Origin of the sequence: Gangjinia marincola (assembly GCF_039523415.1) — a bacterium.
Taxonomy (GTDB): domain Bacteria; phylum Bacteroidota; class Bacteroidia; order Flavobacteriales; family Flavobacteriaceae; genus Gangjinia; species Gangjinia marincola.
Map to the genome: position 1 here is coordinate 266,703 of NZ_BAAAFG010000001.1, position 24,833 is coordinate 291,535.

Sequence of the window (24,833 nt, forward strand, 5' to 3'; positions counted from 1 at the left end):
AAATACATACGTTAAAAGTTCTTTTAGGTGTTAACTCCTGTCCTTCAATCACATAAATACATATACCGGTATGGGAGGAAGTTGAAAATCCATGAAGAGAGTAAACCAACGTATAAATTGAATACTATGAAACGAATGATTAATGGAAATTTATGTGGAATGCTATGTGAAGAGCATAGTGAGAACCTTGTACGTGCAGATGTACACTTGTATTTACCCCTGCACGATGACCAGCTGGACGTGTTACACGACACCAATGAGAAAAGTACGTTTCATGTGGTGAGTGAAAAGGAAGCTACACAACGGGAAAAACTCTTACGCTATTCCACCACCACAGATGATGAGGGTAACTATAGCTTTGAACTGGATGAAGAGCACGCCCAGTCCTATTTTGATATTGATGTGGTGGTGAAGTCTTTACAGAACCTCCCTGATGTTCAACCTGAACCGGGACCGGTGCAACTGCACCTTACGACCATTAAGCCCGGCTATGACGATGATGGTGTTTTTACCTATAATTACTGCATCCCAAATAAATTTTGGTGTGCCATTAGAGCGCAGTATTTTGACGCCTGGGTGATTTGCGGGTATGTGCGTAATTGCCAGACCGAACAAGCGGTGGTTAACGCTACCGTTGAGGCCATGGATGCCGATTTTTTGACGGATGATATTCTGGGAACCGCCGTCACGAATGCCGATGGTTTCTTTACGATTGAGTATACCTCACAGGATTTTAAAAAGACCTTTCTCTCTCCCTGGATTAATGTTGAAACAGATAAAGGTCTCCCCCTGAGCTTTAAAAGTGGACCCGATGTTTATTTTAAGGCATACAGTGGCGATATCAATTTTATTGATGAAACTGCAGATAATCGCAGAGAAAACGTGTCGAATTGCTTAAGCGTATTGCTGTGTACCGATCGGATTATTGTAGATCCCAATGGGAATGATGCATTCCCCAGCGCCTGGACGGGAATCGGACGTGCATTTAATACTTCAGATTTTGACGCAGAAGGATATGCAGGGGCTGAAAAATTCGGGCTTACAGGCAGTATTGCGTTAACGGGTCAGGCTCCCCCGAAAACAGCTGCCGGAAATGCGATTGAGTATAGATTTTTAATCAGTGAAACGACCACACCTAATGGAAGCGCGGCACCTGCTGACGCATCTTTTGATCAAATTGTTGGAGTAACACCCGGTTTATTTAGGTCTTCTACGGTGGGTAAGCTACGGCAGAAAGCGTTTCCATTTGAGGTATATAATGTGGTGAGTGCACAAGAGGATTTTGATGCAGAAGGTTGGTTTGATATCAATTCTGCCATCAACAGAGCACTTACTACCAACAGCCTGGGAGCACTCAGCAATTATGTTTTTATTGATAGTGATGACCTGTTGTCTTTGAATACAGGCGCACTGACTAACGAAGCAAACCTTCCCGGTAATCTCGTAAACGCCGGAGAAGTATTTCCTGAAGCCAGTAAGATTAACATTGAGAAATTTGCGATTCGTTTTGAGATTAGAGAGGTTGTTGATAAACCTGCGCTAAATTTTAATACGATTCCCGGTAGCGGAAAAACCTTAAACAGCGTGGTGATGAACAATGATCCTTCTTTTATTAAGCTTTCTATAGATCAGTTAGAGCTCTTAGGAGATTGTAGTCCAATCAGTGGAGATATTAATGCAAAATATACCTTGCATCATCCCCTGTTAAGGTCTGCCAGTTTGAGGGTGAAAAATAACAGTAACTCTGTCAATAAGAATTTGACGGACGGCTTTTTGACACTTTCTGCTAATACGAATGACACTACAAACGCAAGCAATAATAATGGATTACCCATTAATGCGAGTCCGAATGATTTAGTACGATGTACGTACGATCTCACGTTATTTGTTCGCCGAAGATTACACAATGGAATAAATGCCGTTGGGAATGAAGAGCCAAAGATTTCATTTTTCTACGATATCTAAAGCGTAGTTTCTGGCGGATGGATACGCGCCACTAGTACGGAAATGAGTTAGGCTGAAAAACGGTGAAATCGAGGTAGATTTCACCGTTTTTGGGTTTTTGCTCAATGCAACTACTCTGCTTATAACAAAGCCGAATAGTTGGTATATACGTTTTTATAAGAATAGGTTCACCTGGATTACGGTTTCTGTTTGTGTATGTGGGCAGTTAAGTTCACGAATGACCCCTTCGACAAAACCTGTACTGAGCTTTGCCGAAGTACTCAGGGTGACAAATGGGAAATTATTCCGATCCCAATTTTTTAGTTAGGCTGGAAGGGCAGATATGATAATTAACAGGTATTCGTTCACTTAATTTAAATCCTATAAATGCTTCTAACCTTTACGCTACAAACTGCTGCCTAAAATCACCCGGACTAAGATCATAATAACGCTTAAATACGCGATTAAAATAAGAACGGCTACTAAAGCCGCAGGCCATAAATATTTCGGTGAGATTAGCCTCTCGGCCTTTTAGTAAATCGACGGCCTTGTTAATACGTTCCTGATTGATAAAGTCCACGGGGGATAACCCCATTTCCTGTTTAAATACCTTATAAAAATTAGATTCACTCATACAGGCCTGATCACTAAGCTCTTTGATGCTTATGGTTCTTGAGAGATGTTTTTTGATGTATTGGATGACATGTGTAAAACGTTGAGATGAAGATTTTTCTAAGGCTAGTTTTTGGTAGGCTTTACGACTATTAGCCTGTAAAATGCGTATGATCAGTTCCTGTACCATGTTTGAAACAAACAGATCTTTTGCAGGATGATTTTCAGTAAATAAATAGACCAATCGTTGTAAGATTTGATAAATACCCTCATCATTGGTAAAATGAAAGTTATAGTCCATGACATTCCATTCTCTTCCGTCAGTTTTAGTCATGCGTTCATTCATATGCTGGACTACGCTTTGTATGCGATCTTCAGAAATTTCCATCGCTAAACATTGTGTAGGATCGCTTAATGTAGCATTAGGAAAGTCAATACACATGACTTCTCCAGCGGGTAAGATCAAGGATTCACCCGGTAAAAAATCAAAGGATTGTTGATCACGTAGGTGCATCACTTTTTTACCCTTAAACATGCTAGCCAGCACTGGCGTAGAAAATTGCAATTCTACTTGAGCAGCTGCTTGATGCGTTTCAAACACATGCATAGCCGTATCATCTAACGTATAAGAGGTTTGATTTTCTACGAGTTGAGTGACTTTTCGCTGCTCATAAAAATGTTGAGAAAGGTGCATATCAATTTTATTTTGTTTGGAGATATCCTATATTTTTTAAACAAAAACTGCTATTTCAATCAAAATATACGCAAAATTTTACGGATACAGTAAAAAAAATAGGATTGTACACCTTATTGATAGAATCCTACACCTATTCTACCCTCTGTGCATCTTAACTTGCAGCTATGCAAATGTTTAATCTATAAATAATACAGTTATGAGTACCTCACAAACTACAACGGCCAAGACGTACACGAAGCCCACATTTAAAAATCAGTACGATAATTTTATAGGCGGAAAATGGACCGCACCCGTTCAAGGACAGTATTTTGATAATATTTCACCGGTTGACGGTAATAGCTTCACCAAAGTAGCCCGTTCTACAGCAGAAGATATTGAACTGGCCTTAGACGCAGCCTGGGCGGCAGCTCCCCAGTGGAATAATTCTTCGGCTACAGAACGAAGTAACATGTTGATCAAAATTGCCGACGTCATGGAGCAAAATCTTGAAGCTCTTGCCCGTGCCGAAACCTGGGATAATGGTAAAGCACTTAGGGAAACAATGGCAGCAGATCTTCCTTTAGCCATAGATCACTTTAGGTATTTCGCCGGAGTCATTCGTGCCGAAGAAGGCTCTGTTAGCGAACTGGATGCGAATACCATTTCTATGAACGTAAAAGAACCCCTGGGTGTGGTCGGTCAGATCATTCCGTGGAATTTCCCTATTCTTATGGCTACCTGGAAATTAGCTCCGGCGCTGGCTACAGGAAATTGCGTGGTGATCAAACCTGCTGAGCAAACTCCTGTAGGCATTATGATTCTTATGGAGCTAATTGAAGGGATTCTACCTGCGGGAGTACTTAATGTAGTTAATGGCTTTGGCATCGAAGCCGGTAAGCCCTTAGCGTCAAGTTCACGCATTAATAAAATTGCCTTTACGGGTGAAACCACAACGGGTCAATTAATTATGCAATATGCTTCTAAAAATATTATTCCTGTTACGCTGGAATTAGGCGGAAAGTCACCCAATATTTTCTTTGAAAGCATTATGAACGCAGATGATGAATTCTTTGATAAGTGTCTTGAAGGTGCTGCGATGTTCGCCCTTAATCAAGGTGAAGTTTGTACCTGCCCTTCACGTATTTTGATACAAGAAAGTATTTATGACAAATTCATTGAGCGCATTATTGAGCGTGTAAAAGCCATTAAATTAGGACATCCTCTTGACCCGAATACCATGATGGGTGCACAAGCTTCTAATGATCAATACGAAAAGATCTTAAACTATATTGATATAGGAAAGGAAGAAGGTTGCGAAGTACTTACGGGTGGTAAAGCAGCCTATAATGAAGGGCTTGAAGGAGGATATTATATTGAACCAACGCTACTCAAAGGAAATAACAAAATGCGCGTTTTTCAAGAAGAAATTTTTGGACCTGTAGCCTGCGTGACCACCTTTAAAGATGAAGCCGAAGCCATAGAAATTGCGAATGATACGCTCTACGGACTTGGAGCCGGGGTATGGACCCGTGACACGCATCAATCGTATCAAATATCACGTGCCGTACAGGCTGGTCGTGTTTGGGTAAACTGCTATCACCTCTATCCTGCTCATGCTCCTTTTGGAGGATATAAAAAATCTGGAATTGGTCGTGAAAATCACAAGATGATGTTAGATCATTATCGCCAGACTAAGAATATGCTGATCTCTCACGATAAGAAAGCCTTAGGATTCTTTTAATGGCAAGTCGTGTAAACATTACAACTAAAGCCGGTGAAGTCGTACAGTCGCTTAAGCAACAGTACGGCTCATTGGTTTTTCATCAAAGCGGTGGTTGCTGTGATGGATCTGCGCCTATGTGTTTTGAAGAAGGCGAACTTTTTCTCAATGAAACTGATGTGCTGTTGGGGCATATTGAAGAGTGCCCTTTTTATATGTCTCAAGATCAATTTGAGTATTGGAAACACACGCACCTCACCATAGATGTTGTTGAAGGACGCGGCGCTAGTTTTTCATTAGAAATTCCGCTAGGCCTGCGCTTTATTGTTAAATCATGTATGCTAACACCGGAAGAACTCAAGCAGCTCAATTAATAGCTATGTAGGCCTAACCACAGAATCTACATTAGGAAGATCGATTTCAAATTGAGCCTAGGTAACTTTTAATGGTTAAGTAGATATCTTATACAGAGGTATAAGAAAGCATTTGATCAAATATGCTTCTCTCCTATTCTGAAAATTGGTAGATGTACGCTACCGGAATCTTAGGTTTGGGAAATTAATCTTTGGTGGAATGTTGTTGATTTCTTTGCTAATCGCGTCACCAGTAGGATTATTTCTCCGGATCTTTATTCGGTATTTTAATAAATAGCGTGTCCATTCTGCCATTTACAAAACTATAGTTGATTTTCTCACCGCCTTGAACTCCCGAAACTTGTATTGAATCAATTTTATTTGCGTCCAAATAAACATACAGAAAACGACCTTTAAAATTATCACCCTTAGTTATTCTGAAATATCCCTTTTCATCCGTATATGTCCCTATACTGAGGTCATATTGGTTTGTAATTTTTAATCCTTCTAGTGGAATGTAATTTTCTGAATAAACATATCCGTGAAAATACTTTACCTTTTTAGGAGAACAAGTATAAATCATAAAACTGAATACTATTAACAATAGGTATTTCATATTTAATTCAATTCAAGCTTAGTCAACCAAATTAAACCCAATACATCCTTTTCTGCTGCACAAAACCTCTTATACTCGTTTTGAGGAACTGTATTTTTATAATATGGCATTATATCTATCTCACCCTTTACGGGGTATTTCTTTGCATTTGAATTCTCTGATTGAGTGACCGTATTAACGCTACCTTTATGGCCATAGCTATAAAATGTACCTCCATATGCTTTTAAAATGGTATGTCCTATCTCGTGAGAGGATGTATATTTAAATTCTATATCTTCAGAAATATTATTTTGATAATCCCAACTATCTTTAAAAAAATACTCATAGATATAACCGACATTGTAACAAATAGCTTCTCTGGAGACTATGTTTCCTATAAAGGAAATTGGATCATCAACCGTACCTGGATTTCCAGAGCGCATCCAATTATTATTTGTATTGAAAATTAAACTTACATCATCCATTGCATTCTTCTTTGTATTGACGGCATTAATAAAAACTTCATAAATATCCTCTCCTATGACTACATTTTTTGCCTCGGTGTGATTTTTATTTCTTCCCCAATGATAGCTCAATCCATCTAAAGCTAAATTTTCTAATTCAGTAAAGCTTCTGTTTGGTTCTTTTAGAGGAGGTTTACCATTAATCAGGTCTTTAGCGGGAATTTTATCCCACGGACAATCCCTAAGGATTATTGGATCTGGCGCTACCAGCTGCTCTTTACATTCTGTTCCATTTGCACCTCCGTCTTTGAGATTAACGCGAAGCGAAACATCAATTCGTTTAGAATTTCTATTAATTTTGACATCAACCCAATCAACTTCCTCGTAATTGGCTTTGAAATCGGTACTACTTCTATCTACATTTCCATCACTGTCTTTGACCGTCGCATAAAAATTTAAACTGCTCGCGTTAGTTAATTTGGCGGTATCTAATATCCCGTCACTATCAAAACCATCCCATTTCCAAAAATGTTCTCCTTGAGATAGCTTTGAAGGATCAGTAATTTTTTCTTCAAACCAAACCTTATTACCATCTCTAATTTGAATAATTAATTCCTCAGCGTAATTATCTTCAATATCATAACTGAACTGAAAAAAATCCCGCTCAATATTTCCATTGAAATCGGGTATTCCCAAAGGTATAAATGATGGCATATTATGAGATTTTCGTTTTTATTTTAATCGTTTTCTTCTTTGATTCCTCCTGTGATTTTTCAACACTTTAATTTTGATACGTTTCCCGCCAATAATTAGAATACTCAACCATGGAGTTTGAGTCTTTTAAGCCACCGGCACTAATCTGAAGGCTTTCACTCATGGGTTTTTTACTCCCCGAAGCCGAAAAATGCGTTTTCCAATCCACCAAATGACAATCGTAGAAATAAATCTTACGTGTTTTACCTCCCATAAGCACTGGATAAATGTGTAGTTCTAATTGCTTGGTTTGATCTGCTGCAAAGGACCAGTCAGCAAGGTCAATATCCTTTTGACTTTCAATCACTACCTGCAATCCCTTGAATATGGGTTGTTGAGAAGGTCTTCCCGTGCGATCAGTTGTCTGATTAAAACCAACTTTATACCACAAGACATTTACTTCTTTTGTATCTATGAGTAGTTTTGCTTTTACCATACATGCAAGTATTAGTTAGGTTTTTGAAGCTCTGGATTGATGGTGTTTGGTCCAACCATCTGGTTTGGGTAATTAAATGTAGTAAATAAATACCTTGATGTAACATACACCCTAAAAAATCATAGCCCGCTGTAAAAAGCTTCGTTAGAGTACATCATCTTAGGGTGATAAACCCAAGTGATCATTGCGCATCAAAGGTGAAATTCTCGTTCTGTGTGCTATTCCTTCCGCCGCAGGCGAAAACTATTATTTTTACTAGTATCATTGACCTAATTATTCAAAGGTCGTACAGCTCAATCTAAGGCTTATTAATCTCTTTTAGTTTTATTATTTTTTGAGCAGCATTTTTACCGATGCGGCTTATGGTATCAATATTAACCGCTTTTTCATAGGCTTTTATGGCTTTTTCATACTGCTCAATTTGTTCAAACGCCGAAGCTAAGTTATTCCATGCTGCTTGTGATTGAGGAAAAACCTCTGCTACAAATCCATAAATAATCAATCCTGTCTCACGATCTCCTGATTGAAATAATCTATATGCCGTTTTGCTAAATTCGTCTTCAAAATCGTTGTACTTGTAGGCTGGATCTTTCACAATTCTTTTGGCATCCACTACTAATTGATCCAGTTTACCTGCTGTAAAAAGTTGGGTTAAGTGCTTCATAGGATCTAAAACAAAAGCACCCTCTGTGTAGTTTATTGCGGTTTCCAAAACAGGATCTCTATTGGTTACATAGTCGTTAAATGAAATTTCTGCAGCCAGATGAGGAATAGTTGCATCCTGATTTTCCCATTGTGGCATATCCTGCCACCACGCGAAAGATAAGTACACATTAATCTTTGAATTTGGTAAGGTCAAACGTTTAGCATCCCCGAAAAAATTAATGTTTTCTGCTGTAGGTTCTCCCACTATGATTGCCTCAGTATAGTTTTTTATTTCATTGGTAAGGTTTTGTGCTGCTGAAAACGTTCTTCTACCAATCAAATAAAACAAGTGTCCCGGTTGGTTTACCCTGGGTCGTGACATAATTGCTTTTATAAGCGCCTTATTATTATAATTATTCCCTCCACCGTTAAGTCTAACGTCATATACCAGTTTGTCGATATTAAGAGAATCAACGGCCTTAAAAAGACGTTTATAAAAATCTTGTAATGGTTCTTTCTCATCATTGAAAACCGAACTTTGCCGAACATACATCGTGTTTGATGATGGCAGGTACTCAAAATAATAAAGTCGTTCTGTTAGTTTTTTGAGGTAAAGCGGAGTTTCTGTTTCATCTCTTGAGCCCAGCCAATCGTTGGTAGAAGTGGTGAATCCATAATCTTTAGATAGCTCTTCCATAGGAATCTTTTCTACGTTGATAGTTGTTGTCTTTCCGCCTTTTTTGACTGTTAGGCTAACACTATCCTGCTGATTAGGGATCACACCCTGTGCATGAAGCACTGCAGGTATGGTTAAAAAATCAAGGCCGTAGGCCTTAAAATAACTGTCATTTTCCGCCGGCACAACAGATTTTATTTTTTGTAAGGCTTCTTTGACAGGCATCCCTCCTATGTTAATCAATCTGGCACCTAAAAGTTGCCGGTAATTTTTGTGTACCCCTTCGACATAAATTCCGTCGCTAAAATGATAAAGATTTACAGGCAGAACACCCTCCTCTGCCACTTTTGTGTAAGGTATTTGAGTATGTCCATATTCGAACATAGCGACCAAACGCGCAAAACTGACTTTGATTTCATGAGGTTGTAAATTAGGGATATTGCTTTTTAGCGAATCGACTGCATTGTCCCAAGCTACTTTTGAAATTTTTTTAAACAGAAAATGATGTTTGTCATGAACTGTTTTTTGCAGATAGTCAAGGTCTTCTTGCCATTGTAGTACAGATAAATCCTGTGCATTACCCGAAACTGAAAACAGAAAAAAAAGAATAAACGTTGTCGCTATAGAAAGGAATGATCTCATGATTATGGTTTAGTTTGAGTTCAAATAAACGCATTACTTCCTTTCTAATAGGAATAAAGTATACTGAAGTGTATATCGGGATAGCTCAACTGTATTATCTTGGGTTTACATCACTATTTCATTTCTCCTTTTTTCGCTTAAAAACAGCTGCAATATGTTCTAATCCCGGAGTTTCAGAAAGTGTTTTAAGCTGTTGGCTCAGCTTTTCGGTTTGGGCTAGAGCCTCGGCAATTGGATGATCTGCTTTATTAAAATTGGTAACGAACTTACCGGGATTATCAGAAGAAGCTTCTAATAGGCTATCTAATAACTTTAAACGCAGCTTTTCATTTTCCGCCGAAGGCACAAAACGGTTCACATGAGTTGAAAAACCTTCGTACGTTTTACCCAGAGTTTCTTTGTGTGTATACTCTTCTATAAGTCGTTTAGATATATTAATCTTCTTATTTGTAGCATACGTATACCATAAAATGGGTAAATACATAGGGATCATCATAATCGCTAACTGGGGCAGTCGCAGCATGATTTCATCAAATGAAACGCCTTGTACGGCAAAGAAAACCGATACCACCACCGGTAAAAAACTTATCCCCGTCATAATGCTGATCCCTACGTTAAAGCGTCTTTGTAGCGTAACATTTAATTGTACTTCTTCGTTTTTCTTTTTAGTAAAAGCTTCACTGAGTTCCTGTGTTATCTTACCCGGTAACAAATCTTCTACCTCTTCAACCAATGCTCTGTACTTAAGCTGCTGAGCTTCTATAAAAGACTCATAGCGTTTAGCATACGTAGTCTTTAACAGATGAATTTCTTCATCCAGGTAGATGAGCCGCGCAACTAAGGTTTTGTCACAACATTCCATACCGTATCATCGTTTATAAGGGAATCACTTGTTGGACGACTCCCTGTATTTTTAAATCATTGGTCAGGATGATGGGTTGGTGAACGGGATTGGTAGAACGGGGATATAGTATTACGGTTTGATCGTGTTTCGCATATTCCTTGATGGAAGCCTCGTCGTTGATAAGCGCTAGAATGAGCTCACCGCTTTCGGCAGTTTGTTTTTGCTGCAGTAAAATCAGATCACCATCGTGAATTCCTTTTTGATCCATGGAATCCCCGTGAGCAGTAAGTAAAAAATACGTATGCGAAGGTGACATGAGTTTTTTTGATACCGGGACAAAAGCTTTAATGTTTTCCTCAGCAAAAAGAGGTTGCCCGCACGAAACTGTGCCTAACCAGGGTATATTCAAGGTATCAACAGGCTGTGGTAAAGAATGACCAGACTGATTTGATATTAAAAGATCCCGAACATCAACACTGAGGAGCGCACTAATTTCATATAGCATTTCCAAACTGGGTTGTCTCCTGTTTTGAACATATCCATTGACCATGTTATAGCTCTTTTTAAGGTTATTGGCCAGCCAGGTTTGCTTAATTCCTTTATGCTCTAATATTTCTTTAATGCGGTTCATCGATTACCGGTTTTGTCCTACTAAAGATATAACATAATATTTAAATATATCATATTATGATATAAAAATATATCTTAATAAAGCAGGAGAGTAGGTATTATCAAGAGGTTCTCTGCTTATAGTCCGACTGAAAATGATGAATGTTGTGCATTAGTTTCTCTCCAATATACATCAAAATAAAGGGGTCTTTTGATTGTCCGAAGGCGCTAACTCCAACTACGAACATTAGTATAGTCCTGAAGAGTAGTCGCTATATAGTAGCCGTTCTTAGTGATACTAATCTAAAATGCTCTGCTGTAACTACTCTGTTTTGAGGGAAATCATCTTTGGAGTATCAAAAGCTTATGTATACGTATCGTATGGCTACGAAAGATCCTCTGTCACGATCTTATTTTGATCAATACCAAGAGCATGAAGATCTGCTTGTACACTGTCCATCATAGGTGGCGGTCCACATAAATACACGTATTTATCTGTTTGGGTAGTGTGTTCTTTGATAAAATCTTTGTCTATGTGCCCTTGTGCGTGCTTCGGGCTGCGTTCTTCAGATAAAATATTGATAAAATCTTGTCCCAGCCATTGCTCAAATTGAGATTCCATAATAATATCTTTTTCGCGTTTGTTGGCGAAGAGCAATATATTTTCGGCTAGCTGTCCTTTTCGGGCTAAATCTTTGAAAATAGCAATAAATGGAGTCACTCCTGCACCCCCGGCTAAAAACACGCCGGGTCCCTGGTATGAGATAGCTCCCCAAGGATCTTCGAGTAATAGATTCGCTCCTGGTTCTAAACGCTGCAAACGATCAGTGACCCCGTCATGATCAGGATAGATTTTAATCGTAAACTGCAAAAAACCTTCGTCTGGTAAACTCGTAAACGTGAACGGTCTCTTCTCATCTCGCCAACCCTCCAAATCCATTGCAACTTCTGTAGCTTGTCCCGGAGTATAGGAATAGTTTGCGGGCTTGTCTGTTTGAACTTGAATGACATCATGTGTGATGAATCCTAACGATTGAATCTTAACCTTGTGTGACATACTCATTAAATTTCATCTAAAATAGATCAATTATATTTCCTTAATGTGCTGAATGAAACTAATGATGTGTGCTATAACACTTGAGTTTGCTTTTCACCTGATTTGCCTAGAAATCTTCTGATGACTTTCTCTATCGTTAATCCTTGTCCTAAAATTGAAAAGACCACCACGATGTAGCTCATCACTAAAAAAAGCTCCCGGTTCATCTCTGGTGCCAGACTTAAGGCCAAGGCGATAGAGATACCTCCACGTAATCCGCCCCAGGTCAGGATAAGGTGGGTATTTGGCACAAAATCCAGTTTGCGTTCAAAGAGCTTAACCGGTAGCCACAAAGCCGCATAACGTGAAAATAAAACTAACGGAATAGCAATGAGACCGGCTAATACATACGAAGTTGAATACGTAAGCACCAGAATTTCCATCCCGATGAGCACGAATAAAATTGCATTAAGTAGGATATCAATTAACTCCCAAAACTTATCCAGGTAGAGTTCTGTAATTTCAGACATAGCCGAACCTCTTACGCGGTCATGCCCTATGAGCAAGCCTGCCATAACCATGGCTAATGGAGCTGATAAATGTAGTTTTTGCGCTATCACTGTCCCCATCATTACCGCTGCAAGTGTAATAATTACTTCAATACTAAAGTCATCAATGGTTTTAAGTAATTTGTAAGTAATTAAGCCCAATATAATTCCCAGAGCAATGCCACCAAAAACCTCCTGACCAAATAGAATCGCTATATCTGCAGGAGTCATTGCATCTGCACCCATAGAAGCTATTTTAAAGATCGTTAAGAATAGTACAACTCCTACACCATCATTGAATAGCGATTCTCCAACAATTTTAATCTCCAGCTTTTTTGGAGCATTCGCTTTCTTTAAAATCCCAAGTACTGCAATGGGATCAGTGGGAGATATAATTGCTCCAAAAAGTAAACAATAGATATACGCTGTAGGCAGTCCTAAAAGCGGAAGTAAATAATACGTTAGTGTTCCAATCAAAAAGGTAGAGGTAATAACCCCTAGGGTCGCAAAGGCGATTACAGGCCAGCGTTGTTGTTTGAGTTCCTGAAAATTAGTGTGCAGAGCCCCCGCAAAGAGCAAAAAGCTAAGCATATAATCCATCAATACCTTTTCAAAATCAATCTGCTGGATGAGTTCTGCTTCTGCTTTTAATAAGGTATCGTCAAAAAAACTTATTCCAAGGACTACCAGCGTATAAACGATGGTGATTAACATTAATCCTATGGTAATGGGCAATTTTAAGAATCTGGCATTTATGTATCCGAACAAAGCCGCGATACAGACCAAACCACTTATAATAAAATAATAATCCATAGCTACACTTTCTCCAAAAATACAGTATTCAGCGATTCTGTATGAAAAATTTTTTTACTCAATCGCAGTTTTAGTAGACTGAAATCAATGTCAGCCTATACCTCTGTTAAAAGTCCCTTATCAAACTCCTAAACTATTTTAAAAGTTGATGCCCGTTTTTCTTATAGTAGCTATTTTAGAAATAAAAACATGGACGTAAAGAACAAAACTATTATCGTTACAGGGGCTTCTAGCGGAATCGGCGAGGCCACAGCATTGAAACTAGCAAAGCACGGCGCTAATATCGTGCTTATGGCACGTAGTGCTGATAAGCTGGAACACCTAAAAGATAAGATCACATCCAGCGGAGGGAACGCTATTGTCGCTTCAGGAGATGTTACCAAGCGTGAAGATTTTGATACAGCGGTAGATTATGCGGTTAACACGTATGGACAGGTGGATGTCTTAATTAATAATGCGGGATTGATGCCCCTTTCTTTTATTGAAAAACTAAAGACAGACGAATGGATGCAAATGGTAGATGTCAATATTAAAGGCGTATTGAATGGTGTTGCTGCGGTGTTACCAGAGTTAAAGAAAAATAAAGGCGGACACATCATCAATATATCCTCTATGGCAGCACATCGCTATTTTCCCGGTGGAGCTGTATACTGCGCAACTAAATCTGCTGTCAAAATGTTTTCTGAAGGCCTGCGCCAGGAACTGGCACCAGAATATGGAATTAATGTCACTTCTATAGAACCCGGTGCAGTAGATACGAGTCTACCCGAAACCATTACCGATGAGGATATCAAGGAGAATATGCAAGAAATGATGTCGATGACCACGTTGGAGTCTGAAGATATTGCTAACGCAATCTATTACGCTTTATCTCAACCTGATCGCGTCAACATTAATGATGTGTATATCGTGCCGAGTGAACAGAAATAACCGGATTAATTATTCAAAAGGAGCCACGTGCAAGGCATGAAAAAAGGCTCCTTTTTCATCAGTTATTTTAATAAACAGTGAATACGTCCCTGAAAGTGCAATTTCACAGTATTGACTCTTGAATCCTGACTCCTGAGTCCTAATCTTATCCAATTTTAGAAAACCGAATCCCCAGCTTTTCTTCTATTTCTCGCATTCGCGGAATTTCATTCTGGGTAACCAACGCAATACTGTGACCACTCTTACCCGCACGTGCTGTTCTACCACTACGGTGGGTGTAATAGTCTACACTTTCGGGCAATTGATGATGAAGGACAAAACCTAAGTCATTCACATCTATCCCCCTGGCTGAAACATCTGTCGATACCAAAACACGAACGCGTTCTTTCTTAAATGCACGCATGGCCTTATCACGGTCGATTTGTTTCATATCGCCTTCAAGAGCCTCAACAGCAAATCCTTCATCCTTTAATTGATTGGCCAGATTTTGAGTAGTTGCCTTGGTTCTGCAAAAAATGATTCCACGTTGATCTTTTCTTCGGTCTAATAGATTCATCAATACATTCATCTTTTCGTTGACTTGCGTCAAGACATAGTGATGCGTAATATTCCGATTGATGATACTGTCTTTATTCGCAGAGATTTGAATCGCCTTTGGTGACATGTACTTTTTAACAATCTGTTGAATCTCCCCCGGCATAGTAGCAGAAAATAACCAGGTGTTTCGCTTACCGGAGGTGTATCTTAATATTCGGTTGAGCTCCTCTTTAAAACCCATGCTCAGCATTTCGTCAGCTTCATCCAGTACTACTGTACGAATATGAGAAAGATCTACAACACCTTGTTCGATAAGATCCACTAACCTTCCGGGAGTCGCGACGACAATGTGAGTCGTACGTTTTAGGTTCTCTATTTGACGATCAATTTTTTCACCACCGTAAATACCCTCTGCAAAAATCTTTTTGTCATTGTATTTAGTGAATTTAAAGAGTTGCTTTTTGATCTGCTGGGCTAATTCACGCGTGGGAGAAAGCACTAATGCCTGTATCACAGGTTCATCTGGATCTATATGGTGAAGCAATGGTAACCCAAAAGCAGCGGTTTTTCCTGTTCCTGTTTGTGCCAGGCCAATTAAGTCGGTCTGTTTTTCTAACAATACCGGGATCACCTTGGATTGAATCGCTGTGGGTGTTTCTATTCCTAACTCCTGTAATGATTTTATGTACCCCGGCGCAATACCAAGTGCTTTAAATGTAGACATGTAATGAATTTAAGACAAAGGTACATGAATAAAGCCTTCTACCCTAGCCACTCATGATCAGATATAAGCCGTTGATCTTCTTAAAAAGTGTTAGCACAACGTTATAGATGGTTAAAGCCGAAGGCTATATAATCACAGTATACTATATTGAAGAAAAACAAACGTTATGAGCACAAAGAAAAACAATGATTTACCCTATAATCCTGAATTCACAGCACAAGACAAAAAAATCTTAGGTGAAAAGCAGAACCACATTCGAAGAGATAACGGGGATGACCGCCAATTACTAGAGCGCGAAAATAAGGTTGATTTTGAAGGAGAAACCTTAGATGTGCCTTCTAAGCAGCAGCCTATTGCCAAGAATCCTATTAATGACGAAGAAAACAGGTTACATAGTCAAGGCAGCGAACACAATGAGAATCTGGAACAAGGTAGCGGGACGATAACATCCTGATTTTACCAAATTATAAATTATTTAATCAAAATAAAAAGGTCAACCAAAACTGGTTGACCTTTTCAAGTGATTTAAATGTACTACCTATCTAATCTTTATAAATCACTTTAGCATTTTTTATTTTGTCGTTTAATTTATCCATAGAGGATACATACATGTGTTGCGAATTAAAAACACGATCCGGGCGAGTACCAACGATGACATGTTTTACATTTAAGTCTGGTGCGTTAAGCTCTAATTGATCCTGTACGCGCATGGTTTTATCTCCCAAATCTGTATCTAACTCTTCCAAAGTTGATATTACGAAGAGATTATTTTTTGTAGCTCTGATTTCCTGTATTTCCAAACTGTGTTCTTTCCCAGATACTTCGGCTTCAACAATGATACTGCGTTCACTTTTCTCCATGTCATACCCCTCTATATCATTAGGCATGTCCACATCTACATAAGGTACCTCAATCTCTTCTTCTTCCATGACCACCACTACTTTAGGCACTTTCACCATTTTGGTTTTTGTTCCAACATTGACATCGGCCCAGTTCACATCGTATTCGGGTAGATTACCAGCTTCAGCATCCACATCTATGTCCACTTCGGGTAATTCGCCACTTTCAGTTTGTTTTACATTACAGCTAATAATCATACTGACTACAGCAATTGATAAAAGTATTTTTTTCATATTCTAAGATTTTAAGGTTGTTCTTTGGCTTTTTTGAAACCCGTTAATTAACTAAAAATGCGTGTATGATTCCGGGAATCCATGCTAAGAGCGTAAGCAGAATACTAATTAATAACGTTGTGCCTACTCCATGGTTCATAAATACGGCCAAGGGTGGTAATAATATGTTTAAAATAATCGTAACTAATGACATATCTATTTATTTTTGATTTTTACCAAGTTGCGTAAATTACACGTAACTATATCTATGAAAAGCAACATTTACAAACAGATTAACGCGATACTATAAGGTCGCGTTAACATAAAGTGATTCCTGTTAAACTTTCTTAAAATCATTACTACGCCTACTCTAATGGATCATCAGCATTTTAAATTGTATAAACCAGACGGATATTTAAGTCAGTTGATCAATAACAGCCGCAAGCGAAAGAATAAAAAACTGGTTTCATCCTTATACGATTTTCCTATGGGTGCGATGTGTGTGGGACGTTTAGACGAAGCTTCAGAAGGATTACTGCTCCTCACCACAGATGGGATGCTTAGCCATTATATCAATAGCAGCGAGATTGAAAAGGAGTATTATGCGCAGGTGGATGGAGTTATTTCTTCGGAAGCTGTTGCACAATTAAGTAAAGGTGTAGAGATTACACATGAAGGCGCTCCCTATGTGACAAAGCCTTGTCATGCTGTTTTACCTGAAACTTCTCCACGATTCCCACCACGTTCGCGGCGTGTGCGGGATGAGCGGCATGGACCAACCAGCTGGATATGCATAACATTAACCGAAGGCAAATTTAGACAGGTACGCAAAATGACCGCTGCTGTTGGCTTTCCCACTTTACGACTTGTACGAACCCGCATTGGGCGAATAAAAACAGAGCAGATGCTGCCCGGTGAGGTAACGCCACTAAAAGATCTACGCCGTTTGATTGAGGCTATTCCTCCTTCTTCAAGCTCTCTTTAGCAGCCTCAATGCTGCTATTCATTAAGATTTGAAGTTCGAGAACTTCTTCTTCTTCAATATCGAGCATCACCTGCTTCTCCTGGGAGAGCTCTGCTCCTTTCATGATCTCATCACTGTTGAACTTAGTGCCAAAATCCTTCATCCATTCCATCATCGCATCATGAGAATATTCCAGTTGAGCAATTTGCTCTTGGTATTGAATAGAATCTTTCATTTTAAGTTGTGAAGATAACATGCCAATTGATCCCATCTTAGGCATTAATTCATCGTGAATATTCACAACACGTTGCATTTGGCTTATTTCATTGGGTGAAGATTCAGTTTTTTCAGCGGCAGTGTCTTTCTCCGGTTTTTTCTCATCGACGCATCCTAAACAGATCAATACGATTAGGAGTAAGGTTGTACTTGATTTAAAATTTTTCATAACGTTATTGTGTTTATGAGTTGAGTTTATTTGTAGCAGTGAGATGAATATCCCTAATCTATACCATGTCTAATTAACGTTCTTGATGAAAGATATCTATATTCCCAGTGGTGAACAAATTTAACTAATATTCTCTAACCTGCTCTAACCTGCCATATGTAGTAATATGTATGAGTGAAATGATTCAGCAGATCTCTATAAATGATCCAAGGCCGCTGATTCTAAATCTTACTTGCTACTGATAACCTTTTATCTACATTGCGTAAAGCAGCTTTTTCGTATGGTCAATTTAGCCCTTCCTACTAATTTATGGATATTACAGCCTAGTTGTCTCGTAAACTCTTCCTCAAGATCGCTATAAAATGTAAATGAAAATATCAACCATGCCGTATCCGGAATATTGGATTTAAAGTTAAACCTAACGGGTTGTTTTCAAATTTGAAAATATAGTTAAAGAGGATAAAACAATTGCCCATCATTTTTATGGTCAACGGCTCTTGGTTATAAAATGTAGTAATAGACTCATTATTTTCAAGAATTTTAAATGTAAACTCAGGATAAGTCAGATATTTCTTATGCTACATTAGTGTTTATACAGTAAGGTTCTTGTAATGCATAGGTTGAGTTTTTATGCTCGAAATTGTAGAAATATTCTTTTACAACCTCTTGCTGACTCTTTTAAGCGTGACGCATAGCATTTATGGATACTAAGATGACAATGAGAAATGCTTATTTCATGTGATGTTCTTAGGGTAGAAATGAATATGCCCGACTATTATGATCTCGCGGAACAAATAGCCAGGCATTAAAAGACTGCTAACACCCTACTCTATATTGTAAAATGCTCTTAGGTTGAAATACTCTTTTCGCTCAGCATCTAAATAAGATTTCCCACTATAATAATTGTAATCCCCTACATTAATACCGTTAATTCCAATCACTTTTTTATCGATAGCTTTAGCAATGGTTTCTGCACGTTTTTTAGCTTTAGTCAATGCCTCCTGGACTAAATCAGCATAACGTTCTTCGCTTAATGAAGTCTCAATTTGAATGGTATTAAGCTTTAACCCTGTTAATCGCATGTCCATTAATTGATCCAGGACTTTTCGGTCTTTCGTTTTAAATTCAAAAAGAGTCCCTTCATAACTCCCGCTACTGTTCCATTTTGCATTGTATTTGGTTTTATTTTCAACAAGCAAGTTTTTATTCAATCCAGCTTCTTTCAATTTTTCATAAAAGCGATTAGTTAATTCTTCCATCGTGCGATACTCACTATTCTCATTATAATAAGTCGAGTTTTTAAGCTCTAGAACTACATCTGCGGTGTAGTAATCAATAGTTGGCATAAATTCTACTCTACTGCTTACTTCAATGATGTCCTTAGTACTATAGACACTTTGAGCGGTAATTACACAACTCAACATAGCTGCGGTTAAAAAACTGAAAAAGATTTTACGTTTCATGGTAGTCGTTTTAATTATGGTTTGCATTATTTTAATTCAAAAGTTGCGGTAAGTCCAAAACTTTCTTTTTTTGAATAGTAATTATATGATCTTGGATAAGCATCCTCATACGCACTTATATCAAGTGAGACTACCTTTCCTATTGTTCTATTAATATTTTTTGCCGCTAGGCTTGCTTTCTCGCGTGCTACTTCCAACGCTTGTTTAGTTAATTCTTGATACATCTTATCATCCATATCCGGTTGGGTGCTAATATAATCTGATCGTACACCCATGACTGTATTTTTATATAGTATTTTGAAATCGTTTAAATCAGTGGTTTTGAACTCGTACAGGGTTCCTTTATACTGATTGTAGCCACCGGTTTTTGCGTAATAATCAAGTTCAGATTCTGTAAATTGATCTTTAGAAAGTCCTTTTTCTGTAATTTTTTTGAAGAAATAGTCTTTTAATTCATCAAGATTATCAAACTCTTGTATGGCATTGTAGGTAGAGGGTGTCAATTCTAACGTTACCATTGTGGTATAATATTCAATTTTTGGGGTATATGCGATATTAGCTGAAACTTTTATCGTGTTTTGATTATTTGTTTGTGCCAATGTTCCAGCACTAACTCCTATACAAAGGAGTAAAACGAAGCAAAAATTTTTCATGGTGATATATTTAGTTAGTTCTTATTTGATCAAAGAACAGTAATTAATTATTATTTTAAAAATGTAAATTATTATTTTAAAGTTCTGTTTGTAGCGTTTGATTCTCTTGACGACAAAGAGTCCCCGGCTTTTTTAGTTGTTTCTTCCTGAGGTTCTTTTACTTTTCTGTCAATTTTAGGCTCTTCTCTACAAGATGTGATGAACATGGTCATTGATAAAGCACAAAGAATTAGTTGTGATAAACGTTTCATAAAGATAGATGTTAAGATGAACATTAATTTAAAACATGATATTAGCGATGATGGCCCAGGTACCCAGTATAATTCCCACTATTCCTAGTTTACCTTGTTTAGGTGCAATTGCACTGCGCATTTGATCTGCTTTTAATTTTGCAGTCGCATTATTGGATAGAAACCATTGGTTGAGTAGGCTATAGCCAAGCATAAATCCTAGTGCTGCCATTACTACACATGAGGTAACCCAGGTTGCCCACCAAATTGGAGCTATAGAAAGAACATCAATATTTAAAACAGCTGAAATGATTCCCCAGGTGCCCCAAAAGAAAAATACGATCCCGATCCAGCCTTGATACGGTTCTACTTTTGCTAAAAGTTCTTTTGCGTCTGGTTTGCGCGATAACAATAATGATGGTACTGCTACTACGCTTAAAAAAATGAGTGAAATTCCCCAAATCATGATATAATTAGTTTTGATTAATATGATTCAAAGATGCAACAGCTACCACGTTATAAATACACTGGAAACCGTAAAAAAAATCCCCCTGTATTCAGGGGGAAGAAGATTATTAATGCTGATAATAAAGAAATTAAGTACGCTTTATCGCATTAAATTAGAGGAGCGAATTATATTACTATATATTTTGTTCAGTTCTTCTGGAGAAGGTGTGCCAAAAGTATTGTTAGTAAATTCTACTGACTTAATCATTCTATCGAACTTATCTTGATCTTTTGCAGTATCATTTACGCGTCTGGCAAGTTGTATGTAATTCTCAACTTCAAGACTAAAACTAGGTGCTCTAAAGTAATTTGGTATTTGTTTTTTGAAGGCCTCTTCATCTTTTATTTTTTCTTTATATTCTTTATATTTTTTTGATACTGCGTTGGTTAAATCTTCATATACTTTCTGATCTAGTTCATCAAAATTATTATAGGTATAATTAGATATATATTGGATATGATCCTCAAGCGACTGTAATAAAATAGCATGTGCATAGAGAATTTCTTCTCCATTTTCTTTAAAGCGTTCCATTTCTTGTTTTCTAAACGCCTTATCCATAGCGACGATCTTACTGTTAAAGGCAGAGTCTACTTTAAAAAAACTATTGAATTCATCCATAAGTTTAGGAGCCATTTCTTTAGACATTTTAAAATTATCCTGAGTATATTCTCTAGTCTTAAAATAAGAACTAAGGTCTCCTATTAGAACCCTTACTTCTTCAAATTCTTTGATATACTGCTTTGCAAGTTCATCTGTTTCAGCCAGGTCAGGATCCTGGTCCACTATTTTTTCTATTTGTTCTAAAGAATATGGTTTTGAACTACTCATTGAACCACTAAATCCTGTTTTGGGGTATAGTTCTCCAGTTTCTGGATTAATAGACTCCATATATTCCTTGTAAACACGACTTACGTCCTTAGATTCGCTGTTTAGCGCATCTACGTAAACGTTATACTTATTAATAAGCGCTTGTCTTGACTCTTGGTCGTTAGCATTAGCAACAGCGTTTTCTGGTGAATTATCTTTACATGAAAAAAGTAAGACTAAGCCAATAGTATAGAAGAGTATATTATTTTTTGACATATCAAATATTTTAGACGATCAAAACTAGATGAATTTTCTTTTTAGCGCACCCCTGAAAACAGTGAGATTGTTATTTTACAAGACCTAATTTCATCGCATACTTTGTCAACCCTGCGAGATTGCGAACGTTTAACTTAGACAATAAATTTTTGCGATAGCTCTCTACGGTATGCTTACTGATAAAAAGCTGATCTGCAATTTCTTGTGTGGTAAACTCTTTAGCAATCAATGTCAAAACCTCTTTTTCTCTTGCTGTAAGCGACGCGATACTTTCTTTATCCTGTTTGAAAACACTATTTAGATAGGCTTCTTTAATACTTTGTGAAAAGTATTTTTCACCAGATAAAATTTGACGAATGGCTTTTAATAATTCTAATTTGCCTGCGTTTTTTGGTAGGTAACCATCTACATTAGCTTTCATTAATTGATCAATCATGTTGGCGTCTTCGTGCATACTTACGATCAACACTTTTGGAGGAAGTGGACGTTCTTTTACACGCTGATTAAGTGTAATTCCGTCTATATCTGGCATACTTATGTCTGAAATAATCAAGTCTATCACTTCTTCTGGATTATTTGAAATATACTTTAGCACCTCTGAACCATCTTTTGCTGCTAGAATGATAGTATACTCATTGTCATCTTTAAACATGCTTATCATCCCTTCCAGAAACATGCTATGATCATCTGCAATAATTATATTTTTGGTCATATAGGTATAATAATATTTATAATGGTTCCACGATTAAGGGCGGTATCGATATTTATCTCGCCAAGGAGTTTTTCTATTCTTCGTTGGATACTGCGCAAACCAAATCCAGATGATTCTGTGGTCTGTACAAAGCCATTACCATTATCTTCAAACAGTAAGTTTACGCTATCCTTATATTTATTAAGATAAATATCAATTTGTGATGCTTTAGAGTGTTTTAACGCATTCGTCATTAGCTCTTGTAAAATCTTGAATAACTCAACTTTTTTAGCTTTAGATATTTGTTCAATTCCAACTTTAGGATGAGGACTAAAGTTAATCGCCTTGCTTGTATTTTTGCGATATTGATCCAGATAGTTCTCTATTAAACTTATGAATGAATTTTCGTCAAAATTCTTTGGGATCAGCGAATGAGACATATCTCTTACCTGATGGTAAGTTTGATCAATTTGCGATAAAAGATCTTTTGTCTCATACCCATCACCAGTCAGTTGTAACTTAATCGTAGCCAAATTCCCTCCAATACTATCGTGTAATTCTTGCGCAATACGTTCTCGTTCCTTTCTTTGTCCTGCTACAGAGGCTTTTATCGTTTTAAGTTCCTGGTCTTGCAAGACATTATTTAGTTTTTGTTCATTTACTTCTTCCTGAGACTTATTTAGAGCAATTTGCGTATTAAGCTTTTGATAGTATACGATCAAAAGAGCGATGAATGGAATTAAAACCACCAATGCACCGATTAACAAAAAAAACTTTGTGGTCTTTTGTCGCTCAATTTCTGATTTTTGTTTAAGTTCTTTTTCTTGTAAAGCTAAGATCTCGTTCTCTTTTCTTCGTTGATTATTTTCTAACGCAAGAATTGTATTTCTGGAACGCTCATTTTCAAGTTCTTTTTGTAAGCCAAGACGTATATTTTCTTGTGCCTTTTGTTTTAGTTCAAGAGATGTATTTTCTTGTTGAACTAATAATTGTCTAATTTCCTGTTCCTTTTGCTTAGTTTCATACTTTACCTCTACATCTTTCAACAGGGCTGAATTCTGCTGAGTTAAAATTTGATTACTAACACTTTTAAGATGTGTCATCAAAGCGTAGGCATTTTCAAAATCTCCCTGTCGTTCGTAGAATCTTCGGGTGGCATCTATAATTTCTTTTTGTACTTGTAACCTATTCCATGAAATTGCATTGCTGTAAGCGGTACTGTAAATCATTGCGGTCACCTCTGGACTATCCATAGCTTCTGTAATATCTGCCATAGAAAGCACTACGCTTGTATAAAGATCAAAATAGTTCCTTTTTAAGACCTCGTCTTTAATGAGCGCCAATTTATTGAACTGATCATCGAGGCTAATTTCATCCTTAATTACTCTAACCAGTCCAAACTTAGCGTGCCAGTTTACCTTTTTATCTGGTGAACTTAACTCTAATGCACTCGTATAATGACTTTTTGCCCGTGGGAGATCTCCTTCGGCGAAAGCCAGATCACCTTTAGTTACTTCAAGAAGATTTTTTACGCTTGATGACTTGGTCTTGTTATTAATCGCCAGGAGTATTTTTTTAGCTTTACCTAATTTCTTTTGATCAATGTAAATAGTCGCTATTTCGATTTGATGTAATGTCAATAATTCTTCGTTCGCGTTACCTTGAAGCATTTCAATACCGGTAATGTGTTGACCAATTGCCTCATCAAGTAGACCATGAATGAGATTTGCCTTACCCAAGTAATAAGCTCCAATCGACGAATAATAAGTGGTTTTTGAAGTTAAAGGAGCGGTTTTTATGATCTCTTGCGCATAAGTTCTAAGTGAATCTGGATTACTGTAGGTTGCATAAATTTCCGCTACTGAGTCCAATAGAATAATACGTTGTGAAGGAGCTTTAGTATCCTTTAATGCCCGGTAGAGACCCTGATCAATTTTCGCCGGACTCTCAGCGAAATTAGAGAATATGGTTTTTTGACCTAGAACAGGTGTACACCCTACTACAAGAATAAACAAAAGAAGTATGACGCGGTATTTTTTCATTCTATGAGACCTAATGTATACATTACTACATCAAACTTACGCATAGCCTGTTAAATTTTAAAGACTTAGCTGATAAATTCGTACT

The 24,833-nt window shown here is 37.6% G+C and carries 26 protein-coding genes and 1 pseudogene; 6 read left to right on the forward strand and 21 right to left on the reverse strand.

Annotated elements, in window-relative coordinates:
• The first annotated feature begins 126 nt into the window (after nt 1-126).
• Nucleotides 127-1,965: a transthyretin-like family protein gene (locus tag ABD000_RS01265; RefSeq protein ID WP_343762774.1), complete on the forward strand. Its 1,839-nt coding sequence runs from the start codon at nt 127-129 to the stop codon at nt 1,963-1,965.
• A 379-nt stretch (nt 1,966-2,344) separates the two neighbouring features.
• On the opposite strand, the gene ABD000_RS01270 is transcribed toward ABD000_RS01265, so the two are convergent.
• Complete coding sequence (locus ABD000_RS01270) at nt 2,345-3,250, reverse strand: helix-turn-helix transcriptional regulator (protein WP_343762777.1); 906 nt, start codon at nt 3,248-3,250, stop codon at nt 2,345-2,347.
• Between the two features lie 199 nt (nt 3,251-3,449).
• On the opposite strand from ABD000_RS01270, the gene ABD000_RS01275 reads away from it, so the two are divergent.
• Nucleotides 3,450-4,973: an aldehyde dehydrogenase family protein gene (locus tag ABD000_RS01275; protein ID WP_343762781.1), complete on the forward strand. Its 1,524-nt coding sequence runs from the start codon at nt 3,450-3,452 to the stop codon at nt 4,971-4,973.
• Nucleotides 4,973-5,326, forward strand: a complete 354-nt coding sequence (locus ABD000_RS01280; protein WP_343762785.1) for a DUF779 domain-containing protein — start codon at nt 4,973-4,975, stop codon at nt 5,324-5,326. The genes ABD000_RS01275 and ABD000_RS01280 overlap by 1 nt, the downstream gene beginning before the upstream one ends.
• 238 nt (nt 5,327-5,564) lie before the next feature.
• On the opposite strand, the gene ABD000_RS01285 is transcribed toward ABD000_RS01280, so the two are convergent.
• The 9 genes and pseudogenes from ABD000_RS01285 to ABD000_RS01325 all read right to left on the reverse strand — a co-directional run bounded on the left by ABD000_RS01285 (nt 5,565) and on the right by ABD000_RS01325 (nt 13,366).
• Nucleotides 5,565-5,921 carry a hypothetical protein gene (locus ABD000_RS01285; protein WP_343762790.1) on the reverse strand — a complete coding sequence of 119 codons (357 nt, stop codon included), beginning with the start codon at nt 5,919-5,921 and terminating at the stop codon, nt 5,565-5,567.
• Between the two features lie 2 nt (nt 5,922-5,923).
• Nucleotides 5,924-7,078: a hypothetical protein gene (locus tag ABD000_RS01290; RefSeq protein WP_343762796.1), complete on the reverse strand. Its 1,155-nt coding sequence runs from the start codon at nt 7,076-7,078 to the stop codon at nt 5,924-5,926.
• Nucleotides 7,079-7,145: 67 nt separating this feature from the next.
• Nucleotides 7,146-7,553 (reverse strand): type VI secretion system tube protein TssD, encoded by a 408-nt coding sequence (gene tssD / locus ABD000_RS01295; RefSeq protein ID WP_343762800.1) that lies wholly within the window; start codon nt 7,551-7,553, stop codon nt 7,146-7,148.
• Nucleotides 7,554-7,851: 298 nt separating this feature from the next.
• Nucleotides 7,852-9,516, reverse strand: coding sequence for a hypothetical protein (locus ABD000_RS01300; protein ID WP_343762803.1), 1,665 nt, complete (start codon nt 9,514-9,516; stop codon nt 7,852-7,854).
• A gap of 118 nt (nt 9,517-9,634) precedes the next feature.
• Nucleotides 9,635-10,378 carry a hypothetical protein gene (locus ABD000_RS01305; protein ID WP_343762805.1) on the reverse strand — a complete coding sequence of 248 codons (744 nt, stop codon included), beginning with the start codon at nt 10,376-10,378 and terminating at the stop codon, nt 9,635-9,637.
• Between the two features lie 13 nt (nt 10,379-10,391).
• The gene (locus ABD000_RS01310) at nt 10,392-10,769 is read right to left on the reverse strand and encodes a LexA family protein (protein ID WP_343762912.1); all 378 of its coding nucleotides are present in this window, start codon (nt 10,767-10,769) and stop codon (nt 10,392-10,394) included.
• Nucleotides 10,770-10,808: 39 nt separating this feature from the next.
• Nucleotides 10,809-10,991, reverse strand: a pseudogene (locus tag ABD000_RS01315) (helix-turn-helix domain-containing protein); the annotation flags it as partial.
• 363 nt (nt 10,992-11,354) lie between these two features.
• Nucleotides 11,355-12,026 (reverse strand): ferredoxin reductase domain-containing protein, encoded by a 672-nt coding sequence (locus ABD000_RS01320; protein WP_343762807.1) that lies wholly within the window; start codon nt 12,024-12,026, stop codon nt 11,355-11,357.
• A gap of 71 nt (nt 12,027-12,097) precedes the next feature.
• A complete protein-coding gene (locus ABD000_RS01325; RefSeq protein ID WP_343762809.1) occupies nt 12,098-13,366 on the reverse strand; it encodes a cation:proton antiporter in 1,269 nt (422 codons plus the stop codon).
• Between the two features lie 189 nt (nt 13,367-13,555).
• Here ABD000_RS01325 and ABD000_RS01330 point away from each other — a divergent pair, with 189 nt between their 5' ends.
• On the forward strand, nt 13,556-14,296 hold the full coding sequence (locus ABD000_RS01330; protein WP_343762811.1) for an SDR family oxidoreductase: 741 nt from the start codon (nt 13,556-13,558) through the stop codon (nt 14,294-14,296).
• Nucleotides 14,297-14,441: 145 nt separating this feature from the next.
• On the opposite strand, the gene ABD000_RS01335 is transcribed toward ABD000_RS01330, so the two are convergent.
• Entirely contained in the window at nt 14,442-15,557 is a 1,116-nt protein-coding gene (locus ABD000_RS01335; protein WP_343762813.1) for a DEAD/DEAH box helicase, read from the reverse strand.
• A 166-nt stretch (nt 15,558-15,723) separates the two neighbouring features.
• Here ABD000_RS01335 and ABD000_RS01340 point away from each other — a divergent pair, with 166 nt between their 5' ends.
• Nucleotides 15,724-16,011, forward strand: a complete 288-nt coding sequence (locus ABD000_RS01340) for a hypothetical protein (protein WP_343762815.1) — start codon at nt 15,724-15,726, stop codon at nt 16,009-16,011.
• An 88-nt stretch (nt 16,012-16,099) separates the two neighbouring features.
• Here ABD000_RS01340 and ABD000_RS01345 read toward each other — a convergent pair whose 3' ends face one another.
• Nucleotides 16,100-16,690, reverse strand: a complete 591-nt coding sequence (locus ABD000_RS01345) for a hypothetical protein (RefSeq protein WP_343762817.1) — start codon at nt 16,688-16,690, stop codon at nt 16,100-16,102.
• 43 nt (nt 16,691-16,733) lie between these two features.
• A complete protein-coding gene (locus ABD000_RS01350) occupies nt 16,734-16,883 on the reverse strand; it encodes a YqaE/Pmp3 family membrane protein (protein ID WP_343762819.1) in 150 nt (49 codons plus the stop codon).
• 159 nt (nt 16,884-17,042) lie between these two features.
• Here ABD000_RS01350 and ABD000_RS01355 point away from each other — a divergent pair, with 159 nt between their 5' ends.
• Entirely contained in the window at nt 17,043-17,654 is a 612-nt protein-coding gene (locus ABD000_RS01355; RefSeq protein WP_343762821.1) for a pseudouridine synthase, read from the forward strand.
• Here ABD000_RS01355 and ABD000_RS01360 read toward each other — a convergent pair.
• The 8 genes from ABD000_RS01360 to ABD000_RS01395 form a co-directional block, all read right to left on the reverse strand.
• Nucleotides 17,626-18,078, reverse strand: coding sequence for a hypothetical protein (locus ABD000_RS01360; RefSeq protein WP_343762824.1), 453 nt, complete (start codon nt 18,076-18,078; stop codon nt 17,626-17,628). The two genes, ABD000_RS01355 and ABD000_RS01360, sit on opposite strands and share 29 nt — an antisense overlap.
• An 824-nt stretch (nt 18,079-18,902) precedes the next feature.
• On the reverse strand, nt 18,903-19,541 hold the full coding sequence (locus ABD000_RS01365) for an SIMPL domain-containing protein (RefSeq protein ID WP_343762826.1): 639 nt from the start codon (nt 19,539-19,541) through the stop codon (nt 18,903-18,905).
• 26 nt (nt 19,542-19,567) lie between these two features.
• Nucleotides 19,568-20,194 (reverse strand): SIMPL domain-containing protein, encoded by a 627-nt coding sequence (locus ABD000_RS01370; RefSeq protein ID WP_343762828.1) that lies wholly within the window; start codon nt 20,192-20,194, stop codon nt 19,568-19,570.
• Nucleotides 20,195-20,265: 71 nt separating this feature from the next.
• Nucleotides 20,266-20,445, reverse strand: a complete 180-nt coding sequence (locus ABD000_RS01375) for a hypothetical protein (RefSeq protein ID WP_343762830.1) — start codon at nt 20,443-20,445, stop codon at nt 20,266-20,268.
• Nucleotides 20,446-20,473: 28 nt separating this feature from the next.
• The gene (locus tag ABD000_RS01380) at nt 20,474-20,890 is read right to left on the reverse strand and encodes a hypothetical protein (RefSeq protein WP_343762833.1); all 417 of its coding nucleotides are present in this window, start codon (nt 20,888-20,890) and stop codon (nt 20,474-20,476) included.
• 141 nt (nt 20,891-21,031) lie between these two features.
• Nucleotides 21,032-22,015, reverse strand: coding sequence for a DUF3829 domain-containing protein (locus ABD000_RS01385; RefSeq protein ID WP_343762835.1), 984 nt, complete (start codon nt 22,013-22,015; stop codon nt 21,032-21,034).
• A 70-nt stretch (nt 22,016-22,085) separates the two neighbouring features.
• On the reverse strand, nt 22,086-22,727 hold the full coding sequence (locus ABD000_RS01390; protein ID WP_343762839.1) for a response regulator transcription factor: 642 nt from the start codon (nt 22,725-22,727) through the stop codon (nt 22,086-22,088).
• The gene (locus ABD000_RS01395; RefSeq protein ID WP_343762843.1) at nt 22,724-24,748 is read right to left on the reverse strand and encodes an ATP-binding protein; all 2,025 of its coding nucleotides are present in this window, start codon (nt 24,746-24,748) and stop codon (nt 22,724-22,726) included. Before ABD000_RS01395 ends, ABD000_RS01390 begins: the two co-directional genes overlap by 4 nt.
• Between the last annotated feature and the right edge of the window lie 85 nt (nt 24,749-24,833).